Source organism: Streptococcus pseudopneumoniae, assembly GCF_038148935.1.
Classification (GTDB): Bacteria; Bacillota; Bacilli; order Lactobacillales; family Streptococcaceae; genus Streptococcus; species Streptococcus pseudopneumoniae_U.
On the sequence record NZ_JBBJZX010000176.1, the window covers coordinates 1 to 1,128 of the forward strand.

Genomic DNA, 1,128 nt, shown 5'->3' on the forward strand with positions numbered 1-1,128 from the left:
TTTTTATTGAAAAAAATAGTGGATAACCTTGTGAGATAAAAAAATAAAAGAACAGCCTTATTTCAGGCTGTTGATAATTCTACTGTATTCTTCTTGATTTGAGAAAGTAATAATGATTTTTCCACTATTTTTTTTAGACAGTTTGATTTCTACATCTAATCCGAGTAGTTTTTTTAACTGTTCTTCTTCATTTTGTATGAAATGATCATTTTTTTGCAGTTTCTTTTGTTTTTTCTCTGTCAGAAGAGCTTCTAATTTCCTTACAGAAATGTCTTCTTCTATAATCCGTTGAAAGAAATAGTCTTGTTGTTCCTTATTCAACCCAACTAGAGAACGCGCATGAGCTTGTGATAGTTTGCCATTTTCTACTTCTGAGAGGATAGCATCTGGCAAGGAAAGCAAGCGAATAGAGTTGCTGATATATGGACGAGACTTGCCCATTTTATCTGCAATTTCAGCATGGGTAAATCCTTTCTCTACGAGAGAGTCATAGGCGCGTGCTTCTTCTATTGGATTCAAATTTTCTCTCTGTAAATTTTCAATGATGGACTGGACCATCATCTCTTGGTCTGAAAGTTGTTTAACAATAGCTGGGATAGACCTTAAACCAGCTAAAAGTGAAGCACGATAGCGTCTCTCTCCTGCAAGAATTTCATAACCAATCACAGGCGATTGACGAACAATAATCGGTTGAATGACCCCATTTTCTTTGATAGACTGTGCTAGTTCATGTAGTTTTTCTCTATCAAATTCTTTTCGGGGTTGATAGGGATTTTTTTGTATATCCGTGATAGAAATCATTTCAAATTTTTCCATGATTCTACACTAACACATCTTTTCTCTTATGTAAAGCTTTCTTTACATAGATGTCAATTAAGATTCTAAATCGCCTGAACTCTTGTCAAGTTTAATAGATGTAGTTTCTTCTTTACCGTTACGATAGTAAGTTATTTTAATGGTGTCTCCGATAGAATGATTGTAAAGAGCACTTTGTAAGTCTGTTGATGAAGCAATCTCTTTGTCATCTACTTTTGTAATAACATCGTATTTTTCAAGGTGACCATTTGCAGGCATATTACTTTGCACAGAACGAACAACTACACCAGATGTTACACTGCTTGGAATATT

General features: G+C 34.3%; 2 protein-coding genes. Both read right to left on the reverse strand.

The features are described 5' to 3' along the window. Positions 1-57: 57 nt before the first annotated feature. Positions 58-816 carry a ParB/RepB/Spo0J family partition protein gene (locus WKI42_RS10435; protein ID WP_368081883.1) on the reverse strand — a complete coding sequence of 253 codons (759 nt, stop codon included), beginning with the start codon at positions 814-816 and terminating at the stop codon, positions 58-60. A gap of 57 nt (positions 817-873) precedes the next feature. Further along, positions 874-1,128 (reverse strand): PDZ domain-containing protein (locus WKI42_RS10440; protein WP_368081884.1); only part of this gene is annotated, 255 nt, incomplete at its 5' end.

What these genes read in the sequence shown, in the direction of transcription:
- WKI42_RS10435 (WP_368081883.1), bottom strand. Translation starts at nt 816, where the DNA reads ATGGAAAAATTTGAAATGATTTCTATCACGGATATACAAAAAAATCCC.